Origin of the sequence: Streptomyces sp. SID8352, assembly GCF_009862265.1 — a bacterium.
Classification (GTDB): Bacteria; Actinomycetota; Actinomycetes; order Streptomycetales; family Streptomycetaceae; genus Streptomyces.
Genome location: NZ_WWGX01000063.1, coordinates 1 through 14,196 on the forward strand (window position 1 = coordinate 1; position 14,196 = coordinate 14,196).

Consider the following 14,196-nt stretch of genomic DNA (forward strand, 5'->3'; position numbering starts at 1 on the left):
GGTCGAGGGCATCATCACCTACCACGACCCCTGCTACCTCGGCCGCCACAACAAGATCTACACCCCGCCACGCGAGATCATCGCCGCCGTCCCCGGCATCCGCAACGAGGAAATGCACCGCCACAAGGAACGCGGCTTCTGCTGCGGCGCCGGCGGCGCCCGCATGTGGATGGAAGAACGCATCGGCAAACGCGTCAACGACGAACGCGTCGACGAAGCCCTCTCCCTCAACCCCGACATCGTCTCCACCGCCTGCCCCTTCTGCCTCGTCATGCTCACCGACTCCGTCAACGGCAAGAAGAACGACGGCAAAGCGAAGGAATCCATCCAGGTCGTCGACGTCGCCCAACTCCTCCTGGAATCCGTCAGGACCCCCACCGACCCCGCAGGCGAAGCGGAGACGGAGAACGCGCCGGAGCCCGAGCCGGCGAAGTAGCCGCCACGGACCGCAGCATCCACTGAGCCTTCTCCAACCTACCTCTCAAGTACGACGGTTGGGATGACAGCATGGTGAAGCCCCTGGTAGATGAGATTTCGGTAAGACCCTGTCCTACATGGTCTTAGCTAATTCAAACATTTTTTCTGCAGCTCTCTCAGCCGATAAGATCGATTCGACAGCCAGCGAAGTCCGATCAGACCGAGTGTGGCGGAGGCGATTCCCCATGGGACACGAGCCCACATTCTCACTCACCTGCCGGCCCGCAGTAACAACAGTCCCCAAGCGGGAGGCAGTCGGTGCGGGGAAGGGAACCCTGAGTGTCCACCACACCACACAACAACCCCGAACTCAGAGCCTTGCGCGACCGTGTGACCGCTCCCTCATCCATCGCGCTGCCTGCGGCCGGCAACGGGCTCAGCTGGAAGCCCGTCACCGCTTCTGATATCGGCCCGATACTCGACCTGAAGCGTGCCGCCGGAGAGATCGATCACCCGCGCTCGCTGGTGATGAGGGACGAGCTGGAGGAGGAACAGAGGACGAATGGCCACTGCGTGGCCGCCCGTTCGGCTACATCACAGCCGTCGGCGTACGGCGGGACGCGCGGGGACAGGGACTGGCCCGCACAATGCTGACCCACGTGCTGCGGGCGCTGCGGGCCGACGGGCTGGACAACGCCGTACTCGATGTCGACGCCGAGAGCCCCACCGGCGCTCTCGGCCTCTACCAGAACCTCGGATTCACCATCACCGACCGCGCGGTCAGTCTGGTCAAACGCTTCTGGCCTCCCCCGGACCAGGCCCGCCACACCATCATCGGGCCGCCACCCGCGGCACACCCTCCCCACCCGCCCGATCACGACGAGCAGAAAGCACCCGACGTGTTTCCTTCCCCCATCACCGACTTCTGGCTGACCCCCTCCCCGACGAGTCGGGTCCTCTACAGCGACGACGTCTTCAGTGTCACCGCCGACACCGCCCTCGACGAGGACGAACGACTCACCATCCTCACGACGACCGACAGGAAGACACGCGTTCTCCTCACCCCGGCGGTCGCCGAGGCGATGAGCCTGGAAGACGGACAGCCCGCCGACGAGGCAGGCTTCCGGCAACGGCTGGAAAAGTCCGGCATCTCACTGCACGGAGCCGACAACCTGTTCTACTTCACCGAAGAGGCCCGGGAGGCGTTGCTCGGTGAACCGGACGACCCCTCGATCCGCCCGCTGACCGAGGGCGACGCGCAAGCCTTCGAACAGTTCGAGGAGGCGGCGTCGGAACATGACCTCGACGACGCGTCTGTCGAACTGGACCACTGGGCGGTCTACGGGGTATTCGACGACGGACGGCTGGTGTGTGTGGCGAGCATGTACCCGTGGGACGATGCGCCGCTGGCCGACCTCGGCGTGCTGACGCTCCCCCCGTACCGGGGCAAGGGACACGCCCGGCGTCTCGTTCGCGCGATCTCCCGGCACGCCCTCGCACGGGGGCATGAGCCGCAGTACCGCTGTCAGCTCAACAACCACGCCTCGGTGGCAGCGGCCACATCTGCCGGATTGACCCGATTCGGTACATGGGACATCATCTCGCCGGACTCGGCCATGTAAGTGCTCCGCGCCCATTGCTGGAACAGACCGACGCCCGCGAACGCGAGTGAAGTTCCCCCTGATCGTGGACAGCGGGTGCTTACGCTGCGGGGGCGAAGCCGTGCTGCAGCCTGGCTCGGGTCTCGAGTGGGGTGAAGTACCCGAACTCGGGGTGTTTGCGGAGCCTGGTGCGGTTGTATTCGACTTCGATGAAGCGAAAGACGTCGGCGCGGGCGGCCTCGTCCTCGTCGGTCTTCGCCTGTTTGACCCAGCCCCGCAGCCCCTCAGGGCCCACCCCGAGCTCCCGGGCGATCTCGGTGACGTTCCGATGCGGCGAGGACCGGACGAGCGCGATCGCGTCCCGCTTGAACTCAGCCGTGTACCGCTTGCTCATGTTGCTCTTGCCACTCACTACCTGGACTGCTTCCTCCGGGACCATCCGTCCCAGTATCAGGCTGTCCAGCTCAGTGGGGGAACTTCAGTGGGCACCGAGACCCCGACCGTGACCCGGAGGGGCTGCCGCAGCTGTTCGGGGAGCGGTACGCACAACCGGGGTGCGCGGTGGGGTCAGCCTCTGCCGGTGCCGGGCCGTGCGGTCCAGTCGCCGACCGCCTGGTTCACGGTGGAGAACCGCGCACCGTGTTCCTTGGCCCGGCGGATGATCCGTTCCAGGATGCGGATGCGCCCGGCCCGGCCGATGGACTGGGGGTGGAAGGTCTGGGTGAAGACCCCGTGCGGAACCTCCTCCACCATGAAGTCGAGATCCGCCAGCCAGCGGTTGGCCAGTCCCTCGACGTCGGTGGAGGCGGGCATCAACATCGGCGGGACGAGGGCGAACTCCATGAAGGGAAAGTCGTCGAGGGTCCACGAGACGGGCACCTCGACCAGGTCCAGCTCGCGCCCGAACTCCACTGCCCGGTCACGGTGGATGATGTCGCCGGTACGGCAGCGGTACAGCTCGAAGTCGTGCCCCATCATGCTGCTGTCGTATGTGAACCCGAAGTCCGACAACAGCCGCGTGGAATTCGGGGAGAGATCGAACGCGGGCGACCGGTAGCCGGCCGGCCGGACTCCGAGAACCCGGTCGAGAGCGTCGAGTCCACGCTCCAGCACTTCGGACTCGGCGGCTTCGTCCAGGCTGGTCGGCCCCTCATGGGCGTAGCCGTGGTGGCCGATCTCATGGCCGGCGTCGCGAATGCGCTTGCACACGTCCGGGTAGGTGTCGACGTCCAGGCCGGGGATGTACCAGGTGGACGTGACTCCTTCACGCTCCAGCAGATCGAGGATGCGCGGGGTCGCGACGTTCGCCGCGAACTCGCCGCGCGACACATACGTCGGGGTGGACAGGCCCATAGTGCCCAGCCAGACGGAGATGGCGTCGAAGTCGAAGGTCAGGCATACGGTCGGTTTGGACATGGGTCCTCGTCTCCTTGATCGGGATGGTCGGTGGCCGAACGCGGACTCAGTGGGAGGGCCAGGCCCGGTAGCGCTCCGCGCGCCGGCGGCGGTCCGCAAAGGTCGTCGCGGCGCCCGTCTTCCGGTTCTCGGCGAGCCGCTGGAGATCGACATCGGCGACGGCGACTGCGTCGACGTTGGCGGCGGTCTCGGCCAGTACCCCGTTGTCGGGCCAGCCCGCGTCGCACGGGCCCAGGACCGCGCTGCGCGCCCAGGCCCCGGGCCAGGGCCCGCATGCGGGACCGGCGACACCGGAGTGCACGGTGTAGATCTGGTTCTCGATGGCGCGGGCGGCGGCGCAGTGACGGACGCGCCAGAACCCGGCCTCGGTGATGGTGAGCGAGGGGACGAGGACGATCTGCACACCCTGCTCGGCGAGCGACGCGGAGCACTCCGGGATCTCGGCCTCGTAACAGATATTCACGCCGACGACGCCGAAGGGAAGTTCCACGACCGCCATATCGTCTCCCTCGCCGATATCGAGGGAATTTTCAAGTGGAAAGAGGTGGGTTTTGGCGTGCTCGTGCAGCAGCGCTCCGTCCGGCCCGAAAAGAGGAGCGACGTTGAGCAGGCCGCCATCCCCGGTACGGACCAGATGCGAACCGGCGAGGATGTACTGTCTGCGCCTCGCGGCCTCGCGGGCCATGAGTTCCCGGTACCGGTCGGTGAACTGTACGGTCTCGACCACAGGCTCCAGATCCACAGCGTCGCGCCAGCCGGGAACGGCCGTCATGAGTTCGAAGGTGACGAGTTCGGGCAGCACGACGAGGTCGGCGCCGACCGCTTGGTCGAGCAGATCCCGAAGATGTGCGGCGAACTCCTCGAAATCCGCGACTTCACGGAACGCCGAAGTACAGCTGGCGATTCTGGGCATCAGGGTCTCCCTCGAGTCCGGTCGATGCCCGCATGCTGTCAGCGAAATCGTCAGAATTCGTCGGTCAAATGACCGACAAGCGGACAACACAGTCCCCGGTTACGATGCCCTGATGAGCACGTATCCGCCCCGTTTTTCCACAGTGATCGCCATGGTGTCCCGCGCGGGGGAGATCCGGGAGCGCCATCGCGGCGAAATCACCGTGCACGCCGGCCTTCCCCGCTATCTGCGCACGGCGGCTCGCATCGGGCTGCCCGCCCCTGTGTGTTTCGCCTGGGACACCGGCCCCGAGCCGGCCCTCCTCCCCAAGGAGCCCGACACGAGCCGTCCCCAGATCCTGCGCGTCCATATCGCACCCGCCGGGCGTCCGTCCGGGGGCTGTCACGTCGAGGTCCGGCCGTTCACGCCGGAGGAACGCTCCGGACTCACCGGGCGTGAGCTCCAGGTGCTGACCCTGGTCGCCTGCGGACTGACGAACCCCGACATCGCCACCCGCCTGACAGTTTCCCGGCGTACGGTCGCCACCCACGTCGAGCGGCTTCTGCACAAGCTGGGAGTCACCAGCCGCGCCGCGGCGACAGCGATCACGCTGGACCGTGACCTGTTCACCCTCCCGGTACGGGGCGAGCTGGCGGGCCTCCCGTCGCTCGGCCCGCTGAGGCTGGAGGCGGCGGTACGCGACAACCCCGGGAGCCCGTCCACCCCCGACGCTCCACGACGGCGCGTCACCCGCCCGCGCCCCCTGTTGATCGGCGCCGTCTATCCCTCCGCCGGGGACTGGCTCGGTGACGGCCTCAAGATGGAACAGGGCACCAGACTCGCCGTGGACGAGATCAACGAACGCGGCGGTGTAGCCGGCCGCAGGATCGAGCACATACCGCTCCGGGTCAATATCCAGGACGGCCGGTCGATACAGCACGCGATCGAACGACTCGTCGGCGGGGACGTCGACGCGATCACCACGGGATACACGCTCCAGCGTTCCCGCGATTCACTCAGCGCGCAGTTCCTCCCTGCGGCCTCCGCGGGCTCTCCCCTACTGCACCATTCGACCTCGGCGAGCGCCGCCGATCTCATCGCCGAAGAGACCGACACGTTCAGCAACGTCTTCCAGGTGTGCGGCCGGGAGAGCGTCTACGGAACCGGCTTCGTCCGTATGCTCACCACGCTGCGTGACTCAGGAGCGTGGCGCCCCGCCTCGAACAGACTCCAGGTCTTCGACACCGACGACACCGATATGACCACGTTCACCCCGTCCGCGATGGAAGCGGCCGAACGAGCCGGCTGGCGGCCGGCCGTCGAACACATCAATTCCTTCGCGCCTGACTGGACCACCGTCATCAGCCAGATCCGCGACCTGGACCCCGCCGCCGTCATGATCGCCCACTTCGCCACGGCCCAGATGGCGGCCTTCGTACGCGAATTCCGGCGCGATCCGTCCGACGCCCTCCTGTACGCCCTGTACTCGCCCTCGGTTCCCCAGTTCCTCGACCAGGCCGACGGCCGCGCCGAGGGAATGCTCTGGGCGACCGTCAGCGGACTGTACGGCGACAACTTCGCCCATCAATTCCAGCGTAGGTTCCTCCGGCGCTTCGGGAGCACACCCGGATTGTCCAGCGCGGGAATCCGCTACGACATGATCCACCTACTGGCCGCCGCATGGTCACAATGCGACTCGCCCCACGACACCGAAGAGGTCAACCGCGTCCTGCGCCGCATCGTCCATCGCGGGGTCAACGGCTCCTACCATTTCGGCTCTTCCGACCAGACCAACCTGGTCTACCCGGACCAGACGACCGACCCGTCCATCGCGCAAGCCCACCTCGTCTACCAGGTCCAGGACGGCCACCATCACATCATCGCCCCCACGCCGTACTCCACCGCGCCCTTCCGGCCGGTGGCCTGAGACCGCGACCGCCTCCGGACCGCGCCGGAGCCGGCAGCGGGTGAACCGAGGGGCGGTACAGGAAAAGAACCGCACCCCTGGCCGCAGCTTCAATACCGACGCCGTCCTCGCCCGACCCACCGCGACCAGCGAGGTGCGCCTCTTCGAGCCGGACAACGGCACCATGACCCAGGACCGCCTCGCCAAGGAGGTGTGGGACTACGAGGGCCTTGTTGTCTGCCACACCGTGAGAATTCACTCGTCGAGACCGACGACCCGAAGTTTTCCGCGACTAGGGTCCGTCTTCAAAGATCACCTAGTGGTGGATCATGGGACGGTGATACGCCGTCATGAACTCACCGATCAGGAGTGGACGTTACTCGCTCCGCTGATACCGCGGGCCGCTACTGGGCCGCCGTGTGTGTCGGACCGGCAGGTCGTCAACGGGATGGTCTACAAGATCCGGACCGGGATCTCCTGGCGTGACCTGCCGGAACGCTACGGGCCGTGGAAGACCGCTAGCCGGGCGATCTCTCCGCGGCGGGCTCCGCTCCAGCACAGGAGGAGCAGGGCAGCCCGTTGATGCGGGTCGTCCAGTGCGTCGACGGCCTGCATGAGCCGTTCCAGCTCGTCCCTGGGGATGAAGCGGGGTAGGCGCATGGGAAGTTTTGGCAGGTCTGAGCGGCCGAGGAGAGGCCGGGCGGGGACGTCGGTCCATCCTCACGGACTGCTCTCGCGGAAGAATTGCAGCAGCGGGCTGATGTAGCCGTAGCGGGTCCGGGGCCTTGACCCCTGATATTGAACACACGAGACACTGGATCCTGCGGATCTGAGGACGGACATCTCGTGGTCATGAAGAACCACCCGCCGCAGTTCAGGGCGGACGCGGTCGCGCTGTACGGGTAGCGGCCGGAAGCGACGATCAGGTCGGTCGCCGCCGATCTGGGGATCAACCCGGAGAACGCTGCGGAACCGGGTGAGGGCAGCCGGAGTGAGCGGTCCCCGGGGACGGCGGACGCAGGAACCTTCTCAGCCGCCGGTGCCACTGGAGGCGGAGAACGCAGCCTTGCGGAAGAAGGTCCGCGAGCTGGAGGAGGAACGCGAGATTCTGCGCAAAGCGGCGAAGCTATTTCGCCGGGGAGACGCGCTGGTGAACCGCCTCCAGAGTCTGTCGCGGATCTCCAGCGCCGTCACGGCGTGAAGCGGCTCCCCAGCATCCTCGGCGTCAGCCGCTCGAGCTTCTACCACCGGCGCCGGACAGCCGCGGACCGGTCCGCCCGGCAGGCGGCCGACGCAAAGCCGGCCGCCTGCCTGGCGACCGTCATCGATCTCTCCTCGCGTCGTCTGGCAGGCTGGGCGATCGCCGACCACATGCGCGCGGATCTGGTGACCGATGCGCTGGACGCAGCGGTCCGCACCCGTGGCAGCCTCGTCGGATAGATCATGCACACCGACCAGTTGAACTCGCCCAGTACACGAGCAGGGCATTCACCGAAGTCTGCAGGTCAGCAGGGGTTCGGCAGAGCATGAGCGCGGTCGGGTCCAGCGCGGACAACGATCACCGATCGCCTTCGAGAACGCCCTCCAGCTCACACCAACTGGGCTGGCCCAAGCCGCAGAACCCGTGTTCAGGATTCGGGGTCAAGGCCCGTGCCGCTTCACCCCCGGCTACGGGCGCAACTACACGGTCATCGGGGACGCCGGCCGGCTGGAGAACTTCGGAGGCGGCCCGGGCGGCGAGGTCCGGGTCTGGAACGCCCGGCGCTCGTCCTACCGGGCCGAACCGGACGCCCGCCACCCCGTGCCCCGCCGCCCCGTCGGACGGCTGGCACGGCGGGGCGGACCCGCTGCTGGTCGCCGAGTTCCTGCGCTTCGTCCGCGAGAGCGGCCGCACGGACACCTCGCCCGGCGCCGCCCGGATGGCGGTGGCCGCCGGGTACGAGGCCATCCGGTCGCTGCGGGGCGGCGGGACCCCGCGCGGGGTCCCGCCGCCGGATCCGGTGTGGCCGCCTACTTCGAGAACGGGCGGCGCAGGCGCGCCGGGTGCGGTGCCCTCAGACCGCGAGGGCGGTGCGCAGCCGGTCGGCCATGGCCCCGATGACCTCGGCGTGGTCGCGGACCAGGTAGAAGTGGCCCGGGGAGAACACCTTCAGGTCGAAGGGGCCTTCGGTGTGCTCGGCCCAGGCGGCGGCCTCGGCCAGGGTCACCTTGGGGTCCTCGGTGCCGACCATGGCGGTCACGGGGCAGCGCAGCCGCTCTCCCGGCTCGGGCGCGTAGGTCTCCGCCGCCCGGTAGTCGGCCCGGATGGCCGGCAGGACCATCCGCAGCACCTCCTCGTCGCCGAGCAGCCGGCTGTCGGTGCCGCTGAGCGCCTTCATCTCCTCGATCAGGCCGTCGTCGTCGCGCAGGTGCACGGTCTCGTGGCGGTGCGCGGAGGGGGCGCGGCGGCCGGAGGCGAACAGGGCGGCCGCCACGATGCCCTTCTCCCGTTCGAAGCGGCGGGCGACCTCGTAGGCGACGGAGGCGCCCATGCTGTGGCCGAAGAAGGCCAGGGGCCGGTCCGCCCAGGGCAGCAGGGCGGTGAAGACCTGGTCGGCGAGTTCTTCGACGCTGTCGACGAGGGGCTCGGCACGCCGGTCCTGGCGGCCGGGGTACTGGACGCACAGGACGTCGGCGAAGTACGGCATGGCACGGGCGACGGGCAGGTAGAAGCTGGCGGAGCCGCCCGCGTGGGGCAGGCAGACCAGGCGGACGGAGCTGTCGGGCCTGGGCTGGAAGCGGCGTATCCACAGGCCGCTGTCGGTGGTGGCCGGGGTGTTCACGGTACGGATCGGGTCCTTTCGAGGGGTTCGGAGCGGAGGAGGGAAGGCGGTCACGGCAGCTTGAGGATCCACTCGTCGACGGCGGCGGCCGTGGACTCGGCGTGGCGTTCCATCAGCGTGTAGTGGTTGCCGGGGACTTCGGTGACGGTGCGGGCGTGTTCGGGGGCCGGCGGGCGGTCGTCGGCCCGGTCCGCGGCGGGGCCGTCCGCCATCGGGTCGGCGGCGCGGACGACGAGGGTGGGGGCGGTGGCCTCGGGGGCGTTCCAGTCCTGGAAGAGGGCGAGGTAGCCGCCCATGGCGGTGAGCTGAGTGCCGGGTGCGGAGATGAACTCGAAGCGGTCGGACTGCTCCCGGACGACCGCGGACTGGAAGCGGTCGCCCATGCCCTGGGTGCGGGTGAAGCTGTCGAGCATCACGATGCCTTCGACGGGTCGGCCCAGCCGCTCCAGCCGGCAGGCGACGGCGTGGGCCACCCAGCCGCCCGAGGAGTAGCCGACGAGGACCACGGGTTCCTCGCCCGCGCAGGCGGCGACGGCCCTGGCGTGGACCTCGACGAGCGCCTCGGTGTCGCGGGGCAGGGCCTCGCCCGGGGCGAAACCGGGCTCGGGAAGTCCCCAGATGCTGCGTCGGCCGCCGAACGCCGCCGCGAAGCGGGCGTACTGGTGGACTCCGGAGGGGGCCATGTAGGGGCCGAAGCAGACCAGGTGGGGGCCCTCGTCGCCGTGGGCCAGCCGCACCGGTACGGGTCGGTGGCGGTCGGCGTCGGCGGCGTCGAAGACGGGCCGCAGCCGGGAGGCGGCGGTGAGCATCCCGATGCCCTCGGTGAGGCGGCCGGTCTCGCCGGCCCGCCGGTAGAGGCCGACGAGGAGGTCCTCCCCGGCGGGGTCGGCGGCCGGTGCGGCGGGTGCGGCTCCGGGGCGCAGGGCCGGCAATTGCAGGAGGTGGGCGGTGAGGGCGGCGGGGGTGGTGTGGTCGAAGACCAGGGTGCCGGGGAGTTTCACGCCGGTTGCCCGGCCGAGCCGCTTGGCGAGCTGGACGGCGGTGAGCGAGTCGAAGCCGAGTTCGAGGAAGACCTGGCGCTCCCCCACCGCGTCGGCGGACGGATGGCCGAGCACGGCCGCCGCCTCGGAGCGGACGAACTCCAGCACGGCCGGGGCCGGGTCGGCGCCGCCGAGTGCGGCGAGCCGGCGCGGCAGGAGCGGTCCGGCGTCGGCCGGGGCCTCCGTGCCGCCGTCCTCTTCGGCGGCCGTCAGGCGGCGCACCTCTGGCAGGTCGGCGATGAGGGGGCTGGGGCGGGCGGCGGTGAAGCCCGGGACGAACCGGGTCCAGTCCAGCCGGGCGACGACCGCGGTGGTCTCTCCGCGTTCCACCGCCCGGCGCAGGGCCAGCACCCCGAGGGCGGGGTCCAGGGGGTCGAGTCCGCGCAGCCGCAGCCGTTCCTCGGCGGCCCGGTCGACCATGCCTCCGCCGCCCCAGGCGCCCCAGGCCACGGAGGTGGCGGTCAGGCCGCGGGCGCGGCGGTCCTCGGCGAGGGCGTCCACGAGGGCGTTGGCGGCCGCGTAGCCGGCCTGGGCGCCGCTGCCCCAGGCGGCGGCTCCCGAGGAGAACAGGACGAAGGCGTCGAGTTCCCGGTCGGCGAGGAGTTCGTCCAGGTGGACGGCGCCGGCGGCCTTCGCCCCGAGGAGGGCGCCGAGGTCGGCGACGGTGGTGTCGGCGAGCATCGCCGGGGTGCCGGTCCCGGCGGCGTGGACGACGGCGCTCAGCGGGGGCAGGGCCTCGAGGGAGTCCAGCAGCCGGGCCACGTCCGCGCGGTCGGCGAGGTCGCAGGCGGCCAGGGTCACCCCGGCGCCCAGGGCCTCGAGTTCGGCGACCAGTGCGGTGGCGCCTTCGGCGTCGGGGCCGCGGCGGCCGGCGAGCACCAGGTGGGCGGCTCCGGCGCCGACGAGCCAGCGGGCGACGTGGCTTCCGATGTGCCCGGTGCCGCCGGTGACCAGGACGGTGCCGCGGGGCCGCCAGCCGGGCCCGTCCGATGCCCCGGCGGCGGTGGCGCGGAGCATCCGGCGGGCGAGGAGCCCGTCGGGGCGCAGGGCGAGCTGGTCCTCGCCGCCGGTCGCGGTGAGGGCGGCCACCAGCCGGCGGCCGGCGCGGCCGTCGGTGGCACGCACGCCGTCGGGCAGGTCGATGTGGCCGCCCCACCGGCCGGGGTGTTCGAGGGCGGCGACCCGGCCCAGGGCGGCCACGGGTGCCTGGCGGACGGAGCGCACGGGGTCGGCGGGGCCGGTGGAGACCGCGCCCCGGGTCAGGCACCACAGGGGGGCGTTCAGGCCGGCGTCGCCGAGCGCCTGGACGAGGAGCAGGGTGGTGGCCAGGCCGAGGGGGACGGCGGGGTGCTCCGGGTGCGCCCGTTCGTCCAGGGCGAGCAGGGACAGGACGCCGGTGGCGGTACGGCCGGTGGCGCGCAGCGCGTCGGCGAGGGAGTCCCGGTCGGCGTCGCCCGCCACGTCCAGCCGGGCGATCTCGGCGCCGTGGGCGGCGAGGGAGTCGAGTGCCAGGTCGACGGCGGGGTCCCCGGGCAGATCGCGGGGGACGACGGCGAGCCAGGTCCCGGCGTGGCCGGCGGGCGGGGCCGGGTCGGCGATCGGCTTCCAGGTGATGCGGTAGCGCCAGTCCTCGATGGCGGCCTCCTCGTGGCGGCCGCGGTGCCAGGCGCCGAGGGCCGGGAGCGCGGTGCGCAGGGTGGCGTCCTCGGGGATGCCCAGTTCCCGGGTCAGGGTGGTGAGGTCCTCGCGGGTTACGGCCTCCCAGAACCCGGCGTCGGCGGCGGCCGTGCCCACCGGGGCGGGAGCAGTGGCGGTGTCGGAGGCGTCGAGCCAGTGGCGCTGCCGCTGGAAGGGGTAGGTGGGCAGGGCCACGGGCGGCCCGGAGCGGGGGGTTCCGTCGCCGAGGACGGCCGTCCAGTCGACGGGGACGCCGTGGGCGTGGGCCTCGCCGAGGGAGGTGAGGAAGCGCCGTTCGTCCCCGTCGGCCCGGGTGAGGGTCGCCAGGACGGCGGCGGGGGTCTCGGTGGGCGTGTCGTCGACGGTGTCCTGGAGTCCGTAGACGAGGACGGGGTGCGGGCTGACCTCGATGAACACCCGGTGTCCGGCGGCGAGGAGCCCTCGGGTGGCCTGCTCGAAGCGGACGGTGCGGCGCAGGTTGGCGTACCAGTAGGCGGCGTCGGGTGCGGTGTCGAGGGGCTCGCCGGTGACCGTGGAGTGGAACGGGACCGTGGGCGCGGCGGGCGTCAGCGCGGCGAGTTCCGCGGCGAGTTCCTCGCGTACGGCTTCGACCTGGGCGCTGTGCGAGGCGATGTCCACCCGGACCCGCTTGGCGCGTACGCCGTCGGCGGCGCAGGCTTCGAGGAGCTGGTCCAGGGCCTCGTGGTCCCCGGCGACGACCACGGTGCGGGGGCCGTTGACGGCGGCCACGGCGAGGCGGCCGTCCCAGGCGGCTATGCGGTCGGCGGCCTCGGTCTCCGGCAGCGGGAGGGAGACCATGCCCCCCCGGCCGGACAGGCGCAGGAGCAGGGCGCTGCGGCGGGCGACGAGGCGGGCGCCGTCCTCCAGGGTGAGGGATCCGGCGACGACGGCGGCGGCGATCTCGCCCTGCGAGTGGCCGACGACGGCGCCGGGGCGGACCCCGCAGGAGCGCCAGAGTTCGGCGAGGGAGACCATCACGGCCCAGAGCACGGGCTGGACCACGTCGGGGGTCTCCAGCGGCGGGGCGTCGTCGGCGCCGCGCAGGACCCCTTCGAGGTCCCAGGCGACGTGGGGGGCCAGGGCCCGGCCGCAGGAGGCGATCCGGTCGCGGAAGGCCTCGGAGGTGTCCAGGAGGGCGACGGCCATGCCGGCCCACTGGGACCCCTGGCCGGGGAAGACGAACACGGGCTGGGCGGGGGCGGTCGCGGTGCCACGGACGGCGCCGGTGTGGGAGGCGCCGCAGGAGAGCGCGTCGAGGGCGGTGACCAGTTCCGCGGGGTCCTCGCCGACGACGACGGCGCGTTCGGCGAAGGGGGTGCGGGTGGTGGCGAGGGCGTGGCCGGTCGCGCGGGGGTCGGCGTCGGGGTCCGCGCGCAGGAGGGCGGCGACGCGGGCCGCCTGTTCCTCGAGGGCGGGCACGGTGCGGGCGGCGAGGGGCAGGGCGGCGAACCGCGGGGACAGCGGCCGGGGTGCGGGGGCGGCGTCCGCGCCGGTGTCCGGTGCGGGGACCGGGTCGGGTTCGGGGTCGGGCCGGGGTGCTTCCTCCAGGATGACGTGGGCGTTGGTGCCGCTGATCCCGAACGAGGACACGGCGGGCCCCCGGGGCCGGGGGGGGGGGGGGGGGACAGCGGCCACGGGGTGAGAGCGGGCGCCCCGGCGGGTGCTTCGCGCGGTTCCTCGGAAGCGGCGGCCTGCTCCAGGATGACGTGGGCGTTGGTGCCGCTGATCCCGAACGAGGACACGGCGGGCCCCCGGGGCCGGGGGGGGGGGGGGGGGACAGCGGCCACGGGGTGAGAGCGGGCGCCCCGGCGGGTGCTTCGCGCGGTTCCTCGGAAGCGGCGGCCTGCTCCAGGATGACGTGGGCGTTGGTGCCGCTCATGCCGAAGGAGGAGACTCCGGCGCGACGGGGCCGGCCGTCGGCGTCGGGTTCCCAGGCGACGGGGGTGGTCAGCAGCCGGACGGCGCCGGCGTTCCAGTCGACGTGCGGGGTGCGTTCGTCGGCGTGCAGGGTTCTGGGGAGCAGGCCGTGCCGCAGGGCCTGCACCATCTTGATGATGCCGCCGGCTCCGGCGGCCGCCTGGGTGTGGCCGATGTTGGACTTGAGGGAGCCCAGCCACAGGGGCCGGCCGGCGTCGCGGTCCTGTCCGTAGGTGGCGAGCAGGGCGGAGGCCTCGATGGGGTCGCCGAGGCGGGTTCCGGTGCCGTGTCCCTCGACGGCGTCGATGTCGGCGGGGGTCAGGCGGGCGTCGGCGAGGGCCTGGCGGATGACGCGCTGCTGGGCGGGGCCGTTGGGGGCGGTGAGGCCGTTGGAGGCGCCGTCCTGGTTGACGGCGGAGCCGCGGACCACGGCGAGGACGGGGTGGCCGTTGCGGCGGGCGTCGGAGAGCCGTTCCACCAGCAGCAT

Annotated in this window: 12 protein-coding genes and 2 pseudogenes; 7 read left to right on the plus strand and 7 right to left on the minus strand. The window is 71.4% G+C overall.

Features of this window, described 5'->3' with window-relative positions:
• The 3 genes from GTY84_RS19865 to GTY84_RS19880 form a co-directional block, all read left to right on the plus strand.
• On the plus strand, positions 1-436 hold a 436-nt coding region (locus GTY84_RS19865; RefSeq protein ID WP_161225985.1), incomplete at its 5' end, for a (Fe-S)-binding protein.
• Between the two features lie 320 nt (positions 437-756).
• Positions 757-1,071 (plus strand): hypothetical protein, encoded by a 315-nt coding sequence (locus tag GTY84_RS19870; protein WP_161227656.1) that lies wholly within the window; start codon positions 757-759, stop codon positions 1,069-1,071.
• Positions 1,011-2,039 (plus strand): GNAT family N-acetyltransferase, encoded by a 1,029-nt coding sequence (locus tag GTY84_RS19880; RefSeq protein WP_345943490.1) that lies wholly within the window; start codon positions 1,011-1,013, stop codon positions 2,037-2,039. Before GTY84_RS19870 ends, GTY84_RS19880 begins: the two co-directional genes overlap by 61 nt.
• 79 nt (positions 2,040-2,118) lie before the next feature.
• Here GTY84_RS19880 and GTY84_RS19885 read toward each other — a convergent pair whose 3' ends face one another.
• The 3 genes from GTY84_RS19885 to GTY84_RS19895 form a co-directional block, all read right to left on the minus strand.
• On the minus strand, positions 2,119-2,412 hold the full coding sequence (locus GTY84_RS19885; protein WP_161227657.1) for a transposase: 294 nt from the start codon (positions 2,410-2,412) through the stop codon (positions 2,119-2,121).
• Between the two features lie 173 nt (positions 2,413-2,585).
• Complete coding sequence (locus tag GTY84_RS19890) at positions 2,586-3,434, minus strand: polysaccharide deacetylase (RefSeq protein WP_161227658.1); 849 nt, start codon at positions 3,432-3,434, stop codon at positions 2,586-2,588.
• A gap of 46 nt (positions 3,435-3,480) precedes the next feature.
• The gene (locus GTY84_RS19895) at positions 3,481-4,347 is read right to left on the minus strand and encodes a nitrilase-related carbon-nitrogen hydrolase (RefSeq protein WP_161227659.1); all 867 of its coding nucleotides are present in this window, start codon (positions 4,345-4,347) and stop codon (positions 3,481-3,483) included.
• Positions 4,348-4,459: 112 nt separating this feature from the next.
• Here GTY84_RS19895 and GTY84_RS19900 point away from each other — a divergent pair, with 112 nt between their 5' ends.
• Positions 4,460-6,253 (plus strand): ABC transporter substrate-binding protein, encoded by a 1,794-nt coding sequence (locus GTY84_RS19900; RefSeq protein ID WP_161227660.1) that lies wholly within the window; start codon positions 4,460-4,462, stop codon positions 6,251-6,253.
• Positions 6,254-6,730: 477 nt separating this feature from the next.
• Here GTY84_RS19900 and GTY84_RS33995 read toward each other — a convergent pair whose 3' ends face one another.
• Positions 6,731-6,892 carry a hypothetical protein gene (locus tag GTY84_RS33995; protein WP_237532422.1) on the minus strand — a complete coding sequence of 54 codons (162 nt, stop codon included), beginning with the start codon at positions 6,890-6,892 and terminating at the stop codon, positions 6,731-6,733.
• A 379-nt stretch (positions 6,893-7,271) separates the two neighbouring features.
• Between GTY84_RS33995 and GTY84_RS19910 the strand changes: the two genes are divergently transcribed.
• The 3 genes and pseudogenes from GTY84_RS19910 to GTY84_RS34000 form a co-directional block, all read left to right on the plus strand.
• Positions 7,272-7,433 carry a hypothetical protein gene (locus GTY84_RS19910; protein WP_161227662.1) on the plus strand — a complete coding sequence of 54 codons (162 nt, stop codon included), beginning with the start codon at positions 7,272-7,274 and terminating at the stop codon, positions 7,431-7,433.
• Positions 7,430-7,672, plus strand: coding sequence for a transposase family protein (locus tag GTY84_RS19915; protein ID WP_161227663.1), 243 nt, complete (start codon positions 7,430-7,432; stop codon positions 7,670-7,672). The genes GTY84_RS19910 and GTY84_RS19915 overlap by 4 nt, the downstream gene beginning before the upstream one ends.
• Before the next feature lie 211 nt (positions 7,673-7,883).
• Positions 7,884-8,333 (plus strand): annotated as a pseudogene (locus GTY84_RS34000) (gfo/Idh/MocA family oxidoreductase); the annotation flags it as partial.
• On the opposite strand, the gene GTY84_RS19920 reads toward GTY84_RS34000, so the two are convergent.
• From GTY84_RS19920 to GTY84_RS19930, 3 genes and pseudogenes are all read right to left on the minus strand, one after another.
• A complete protein-coding gene (locus tag GTY84_RS19920) occupies positions 8,287-9,054 on the minus strand; it encodes an alpha/beta fold hydrolase (protein ID WP_161227666.1) in 768 nt (255 codons plus the stop codon). The pseudogene GTY84_RS34000 and the gene GTY84_RS19920 sit on opposite strands and share 47 nt — an antisense overlap.
• Before the next feature lie 50 nt (positions 9,055-9,104).
• A complete protein-coding gene (locus GTY84_RS19925) occupies positions 9,105-13,382 on the minus strand; it encodes an SDR family NAD(P)-dependent oxidoreductase (RefSeq protein ID WP_161227664.1) in 4,278 nt (1,425 codons plus the stop codon).
• 256 nt (positions 13,383-13,638) lie between these two features.
• A pseudogene (locus GTY84_RS19930) lies at positions 13,639-14,196 on the minus strand (polyketide synthase); the annotation flags it as partial.

Excerpts from the sequence above, each read along its gene's own strand:
- GTY84_RS19895 (WP_161227659.1), bottom strand. The coding sequence starts at position 4,347 with ATGCCCAGAATCGCCAGCTGTACTTCGGCGTTCCGTGAAGTCGCGGAT.
- GTY84_RS19900 (WP_161227660.1), top strand. The coding sequence starts at position 4,460 with ATGAGCACGTATCCGCCCCGTTTTTCCACAGTGATCGCCATGGTGTCC.
- GTY84_RS33995 (WP_237532422.1), bottom strand. The coding sequence starts at position 6,892 with ATGCGCCTACCCCGCTTCATCCCCAGGGACGAGCTGGAACGGCTCATG.
- GTY84_RS19885 (WP_161227657.1), bottom strand. The coding sequence starts at position 2,412 with ATGAGCAAGCGGTACACGGCTGAGTTCAAGCGGGACGCGATCGCGCTC.
- GTY84_RS19890 (WP_161227658.1), bottom strand. The coding sequence starts at position 3,434 with ATGTCCAAACCGACCGTATGCCTGACCTTCGACTTCGACGCCATCTCC.